This window comes from Sphingomonas bacterium (assembly GCF_903643035.1).
GTDB lineage: Bacteria > Pseudomonadota > Alphaproteobacteria > Sphingomonadales > Sphingomonadaceae > Sphingomonas.
In genome coordinates, this window is record NZ_CAHJWW010000172.1 from 1 (window position 1) to 5763 (window position 5763).

Annotated in this window: 8 protein-coding genes; 5 read left to right on the forward strand and 3 right to left on the reverse strand. The window is 71.0% G+C overall.

All coding sequences use genetic code 11. From position 1 onward, the window contains the following. From HUV01_RS11015 to HUV01_RS11025, 3 genes are all read left to right on the forward strand, one after another. Nucleotides 1-879: beta-ketoacyl-ACP synthase III (locus HUV01_RS11015; RefSeq protein WP_174298301.1), on the forward strand; the 879-nt coding region annotated here is incomplete at its 5' end. 103 nt (nt 880-982) lie between these two features. Further along, nucleotides 983-1279 (forward strand): integration host factor subunit alpha, encoded by a 297-nt coding sequence (locus tag HUV01_RS11020; RefSeq protein WP_174298302.1) that lies wholly within the window; start codon nt 983-985, stop codon nt 1277-1279. A gap of 65 nt (nt 1280-1344) precedes the next feature. Continuing rightward, nucleotides 1345-1743 carry a MerR family transcriptional regulator gene (locus HUV01_RS11025; RefSeq protein ID WP_174298303.1) on the forward strand — a complete coding sequence of 133 codons (399 nt, stop codon included), beginning with the start codon at nt 1345-1347 and terminating at the stop codon, nt 1741-1743. Nucleotides 1744-1791: 48 nt separating this feature from the next. Here the strand turns inward: HUV01_RS11025 and HUV01_RS11030 are convergent, their stop codons facing one another. The 3 genes from HUV01_RS11030 to HUV01_RS11040 form a co-directional block, all read right to left on the reverse strand. Next, a complete protein-coding gene (locus HUV01_RS11030; RefSeq protein WP_174298304.1) occupies nt 1792-3318 on the reverse strand; it encodes a peptide chain release factor 3 in 1527 nt (508 codons plus the stop codon). Between the two features lie 31 nt (nt 3319-3349). After that, on the reverse strand, nt 3350-4282 hold the full coding sequence (locus HUV01_RS11035; RefSeq protein WP_254606574.1) for an aldose 1-epimerase family protein: 933 nt from the start codon (nt 4280-4282) through the stop codon (nt 3350-3352). Nucleotides 4283-4366: 84 nt separating this feature from the next. After that, entirely contained in the window at nt 4367-4708 is a 342-nt protein-coding gene (locus tag HUV01_RS11040; RefSeq protein ID WP_174298305.1) for an EthD domain-containing protein, read from the reverse strand. Between the two features lie 86 nt (nt 4709-4794). Between HUV01_RS11040 and HUV01_RS11045 the strand changes: the two genes are divergently transcribed. Beyond that, complete coding sequence (locus tag HUV01_RS11045) at nt 4795-5379, forward strand: TetR/AcrR family transcriptional regulator (RefSeq protein WP_174298306.1); 585 nt, start codon at nt 4795-4797, stop codon at nt 5377-5379. Nucleotides 5380-5490: 111 nt separating this feature from the next. Then, nucleotides 5491-5763: hypothetical protein (locus HUV01_RS11050; protein ID WP_217430988.1), on the forward strand; the 273-nt coding region annotated here is incomplete at its 3' end.

A 5763-nucleotide genomic window follows, 5' to 3' on the forward strand; every position in this document is an offset into this window, starting at 1 on the left:
TTCCGCCACATCGCCGGCCCCGACGAGACGACCGCGACGCTGGGCGCCGCCGCCGCCGCCGCCGCGATCGCCGCCGCCGGCCTCGCCGCGCAGGACATCGACCTGATCGTGCTGGCCACCGCGACCCCCGACCAGACGTTTCCGGCCTCCGCCACCAAGGTGCAGGCGTTGCTGGGCATCGACCATTGCGTCGCGTTCGACGTCGGCGCGGTATGCTCGGGCTTCCTCTACGCGCTCCAGGTGGCGGACTGCATGATCCGTGCGGGCGCGCACCGGCGCGCGCTGGTGATCGGCGCGGAGACGTTCAGCCGCATCCTCGACTGGGAGGACCGGGGCACCTGCGTCCTGTTCGGCGACGGCGCGGGCGCGGTGGTGCTGGAAGCGGTCGACGCGGACGGGACCGACGGGGACGGCGGGGACGAGGGCCGGGGAGAACCGCCGCGCGGCATCCTGGCCACCCGGCTGCACGCCGACGGCCGCCACAACGCGCTGCTCTATGTCGATGGGGGGCCATCCACCACCGGCACGGTCGGCAAGCTGCGGATGAAGGGACGCGAGGTGTTCCGCCATGCCGTCACCAACCTCGCCGCGGTGATGACGGAGACGCTGGCGATCGCCGGCATCGCGTCGCGCGACGTCGACTGGCTGGTGCCGCACCAGGCCAACGCGCGCATCCTGGAGGCGACCGCGAAGAAGCTGGGCCTCGATCCCGCGCGCGTCGTGATGACCGTCGACCAGCATGCCAACACATCCGCCGCCTCCGTGCCGCTCGCGCTCGACGTGGCGGTGCGCGACGGGCGGATCCGGCGGGGCCAGATCGTGGTGCTGGAGGCGATGGGCGGCGGCTTTACATGGGGCGCCTGCATCGTGCGGTTCTGACCGGGTCGGGTCCCGGTCCGGAGCGATCCGACCTCACGTTAAGGCTTTCGACGCATGACGGAGTTTGATATCGATCAACCTCCGACTCCGGGGAGGGCCGCCGATGCAAGCAGGAACGTTGACGAGGGCCGACCTGTCCGAGACGCTTCACCGCCAGATCGGCCTTTCGCGCGCCGAGTCGTCCCGGCTGGTGGAGCAGATACTGGCGCAGATGTGCGCCGCGCTTCAGCAGGGCGAGAACGTCAAGATCTCTGGCTTCGGCACCTTCGTCCTGCGCGACAAGGGCGAGCGGGTCGGGCGCAACCCCAGGACCGGCGTAGAGGTGCCGATCGCGCCGCGCCGCGTCCTGACCTTCCGCGCCAGCCAGATGATGCGCGGCCGGATCATGCACGGGGACTGACCCTGTACCTCCGCATGGGAGGCAGGGACATGGGGCTCGATAAACGCGCCGGCCGCCGCTAGGACATGAGCGTGGCGCCGTCGCATCAGGGAGGCCGATCCGGCTCGACGCCCAGGGAGCCACCGGCCGGTTCCGGGCCGGGCAAGGCCGAGGGCGCGTTCCGCACGATCGGCGAGGTGTCGCGCGATACCGGCCTGCCGGCGCATGTGCTGCGCTATTGGGAGTCCCGCTTTCCCCAGCTTCGACCCGTCACCCGCGCGGGCCAGCGTCGTCATTACCGGCCCGAGGACGTGGCGCTGGTCGTGCGCATCGACCGGCTGCTGAACGAGCGCGGCTACACGATCCGCGGGGTGCAGAAGGTGCTGGAGGAGGACCCCGGCGCGGACGTACCCGCCGCCTCGCCCGTGCTGGACACGGTACGACAGGTGCGCGACACGCTGGCGGCCGCGCTCGCCGACGATTAGGATGCAAGCCGCCCGAGCCGTCCTGGCCGCCGCCGGCGCGAGCCGCGCCTATCGCTCGCGCGTCGCCGCGAACCGTATCCTGGGATAGCGGTCGGCGACATAGCCCACCTCCCACGCGGTCTTGGCGAGGAACACCGGCGCATCGTCGCGGTCCTTCGCCATCGCGGAGCGGTTGAGGTCGGTGAACGCCTTCAGGTCCACAGGCTCGCCCGCCGACACCCAGCGCGCGGTGTCGAACGGCGCGGGCTCCAGCGCGGCGGCGACCCTGTATTCCGCCTCCAGCCGCGAGAGCAGCACGTCGAGCTGGAGCTGCCCGACGACGCCGATGATCCAGTTGGAGCCGATCTCGGGATAGAAGACCTGGGTCACGCCTTCCTCGGCCATGTCGTCGAGCGCCTTGCGCAGCTGCTTGGTCTTGGTCGGGTCCTTCAGCACGACGCGGCGCAGGATCTCGGGCGCGAAATTGGGGAGGCCGGTGAAACGGACGTCGGCGCGCTCCGACAGCGTGTCGCCGACGCGCAGCGTGCCGTGGTTGGGGATGCCGATGATGTCGCCAGGGAACGCCTCGTCGGCGATCTCGCGGTCCTGCGCGAAGAACAGGATCGGCGAGTGGACCGCGATCGCCTTGCCGCTGCCCGACGGGGTCAGCTTCATCCCGCGCCGGAACACGCCCGAGCACAGCCGCATGAACGCGATCCGGTCGCGGTGCTGCGGGTCCATGTTCGCCTGCACCTTGAAGACGAAGCCCGTCACTTCCGTGCCCTCCGGGGCGACGGGGGCGGGCTCGGCGGGCTGCGGGCGCGGGCCGGGCGCGAAGTCCGCGAGCGCGGCGATCAGCTCGGCGACGCCGAAGTCCTTGAGCGCGGAGCCGAAATACACCGGCGTCAGGTCGCCCGCGCGATACGCCTCCGCATCGAACGCGGCATAGCCGCCCTGCGCCAGTTCCACCTCCTCGGCGAACCGCTCGGGCAGCACGGGCGCGTCCTCGCTGCGGCCCTGGAAGTTGCGGCTGTCGCCGTCCGGCCGATGCACGCGGTTCGCCACGAGGTCGAGCACGCCCTCGAACTCGCCACCCATGCCGACCGGCCACGACATCGGGCAGACGTCGAGCTGGAGGACGTCGGCGATCTCGTCCAGCAGCTCGAAGGGGTCGCGTCCTTCGCGGTCCACCTTGTTGACGAAGGTGATGATCGGCACCGACCGCAGCCGGCACACCTCGAACAGTTTCCGTGTCTGCGCCTCGATGCCGCGGGCGGCGTCGATGACCATCACCGCCGAGTCGACGGCCGTCAGCGTGCGGTAAGTGTCCTCGGAGAAGTCCTCGTGCCCCGGCGTGTCGAGCAGGTTGAAGGTCAGCCCCAGCGTCTCGAACGTCATCACCGACGAGGTGACGGAGATGCCGCGCTGCTGCTCGATCTTCATCCAGTCCGACCGGGCACGCCGGGCCTGCCCGCGCGCCTTCACCGCGCCTGCCAGATGGATCGCGCCGCCGACCTGCAACAGCTTCTCGGTCAAGGTGGTCTTGCCGGCGTCGGGGTGGGAGATGATCGCGAAGGTGCGGCGGGGGGAAGGCATTGCCTGCCCCTAACGGGTCAGCCCGCCAGCGTCACGCTCCCACCAGCGTCACGCTCATCCCGATGCGCTTCTCGTCGCCGGGCGCGATCTCGAAGACACCCGGCTTCTGGGTGAAGTCGCCGGCGAAGCCCTCGGGATCGGCGATGCCGTGCCAAGGCTCGATGCACACGAAACGCGGCCCCTCGCCATCGGGCAGCGCGGGCTTGGTCCATATGCCCAGCCGCGGCGTGTCGGGGAAGCGGACGTGGAGCACCGGCCCTTGCGCTGCGCCATAGGTGACGGACTGCGAACGGATCGGGTCCCACACCAGCGCGTCGTTCGCGAACAGCGCGTCGGCAAGCAGCAACTCGCGCCCGCCGTCGGGCCGGCCGGACAGCGCGCCGGACAGGGGACTGGCCCGATAGTCGGGCGCGATCAGTCCGTCGGGCGCGATCCCGCGCAGCTCGCCCGGCTCGTGCCTCTCGAAGGTGACGCGATGCGCCCCGCGATCCTCGCCATAGGGCAGCGGCCAGGCGAAGGCGGGGTGGAAGCCGAACTGCGCGGGCAGCGGGCCGTCGCCCCGGTTCTCGATCCGCGCCTCCAGCGTGATCGTCGCGTCCGCGATGGCGAAACCGATCTCCAGCCTGAACGCGAACGGGTAGGAGGCGCGCGTCGCCTCGCTGTCGGCCAGCGCGAACACCGCGCGCGCAGGCCCGGTCTCCACCACGTCGAACAGCGAGTGGCGCGCGAAGCCGTGCTTGGCCATCGGATACTCGCGGCCGCCGATCCGCACGACACCCCCGTTGGTGACGCCGATCACCGGGAACAGGATCGGCGCGTGCCCGGTCCAGAACGCCGGGTCCGCATCCGTCATCAGGTTGCGCCCCCCAGCGTCGCGCAGGTGGGTCAGCTCCGCGCCATAGGGGTTGATCGCGGCGGACAGCTGGTCGCCGGCGATCTCGATCATCTGGCGTTGGGTGGTCATGCAACGGCTCTTGATCCCGAACCGGCCGCAGATCAACGCCCATGAGCAGCGGGCGGATATCGGGACCGGCGCCCGCCGGGCGGATCAGGCGACCGGGTTCTCGGTTGACACCACGAAATCGCAGGCGTGGAGGTCTAGGAACGCCTCCTCGTCCGGCCTGATCCTTTCCAGGTACACCGGATCGGAAAAGCAGCGGGCCAACGCATCGACGTCGTCGAACCAGAGCTCGGTGATCCCGTCGTACTTGGTGGGCGGCATGCCCGGAAGGGTGGCATCGATCGCGTGCTGCTGGACATAACGGCGCACCGTCTGCTGCACGACCGGCACCGACATGAACAAAGCCGCGTGGCGGTTGCGGTGATGGTCGACGAACTCCTCGCGGGTCAGCGAGGGCTTGCGGGTCAGAAGGATGGTGAACTTGATCATGCCGGGCTCCGGATGGGGGTTGCCACCGGACGGCTTGTTCGGCCACACAGATGTATGCACGGCATACTTGAAGGCAAGGAGCGGCAGTGACCGGCGACCAGGCCTATCATCACGGCACGCTGCGGCAGGCGCTTCTGGACGACGCGGCCGTCCTGCTGGACGAGGGCGGCCCGGACGCCCTGTCGCTGCGCGCGCTGGCCCGGCGCGCGAGCGTCTCGCCGCGGGCGCCGTACCGCCACTTCGCCGACAGGGAAGCGTTGCTGGCCGCGCTCGCGATACAGGGTTTCGCTGCGTTCGCGGCGGCACTCGCGGCGGGGGATGCGGCCGCCGCGCCCGGCCGGGAACTGGAGGCGCAAGCGATCGCCTATGTGCGCTTCGCGCTGGCGGCGCCCGGCCGGTTCCGGTTGATGTTCGGTCCACGCCGCGGGGCGGCGGACGACGGGCTGATCGCCGCCAAGCAGGCGGCGTTCGGCGTCCTTCAGGCCCGTGTCGACCTGCTGGCCGGGCCGGGCGACGACAGCCGCGCGGAGGCGGTCGGCCATTGGGCGCTCGCCCATGGTCTGGCGGTGCTGTTCCTCGACGGGCGCGTTCGCGACGAACTGGACGGGAGCGACGACGAGATGGTGCGGCGCGTCGCCGGCGCCACGCTGCGCTTCGCACGGCCGCGATGACCGGGCCGCCGACGACATCGTCGCATCGCCGGCCTGGCCGAGCCCATGGTGACGTCGCGCCCCGATCGGCACCCTGGCTTTGCCTCGAACCGTCATAAGGCAGGAGTCGCGATGGATCCCTCTTCCGCTCACGGCTGGTGCGCATGGGCGTGGGCCGAGCACCGGGCGAGTCGGACCGGCCGCGCGGCGGAAGGGTTTCGCTGGGCGCTGGCCATCGATCCGTCGTCCGTCCCGGCGGGCTTCGGGCTGGCCTCCATGTTGCTGGATGGCGGCGATGTCGACGGCGCGGGCCGGTTGGTCACGCGGATGTCGCGGGCGGCGGCGGTGGCGGAGCGGCCGGATGTGCTCTGGCTGACGGCGCGGCTCGCAGCCGCGCGGGGCGAG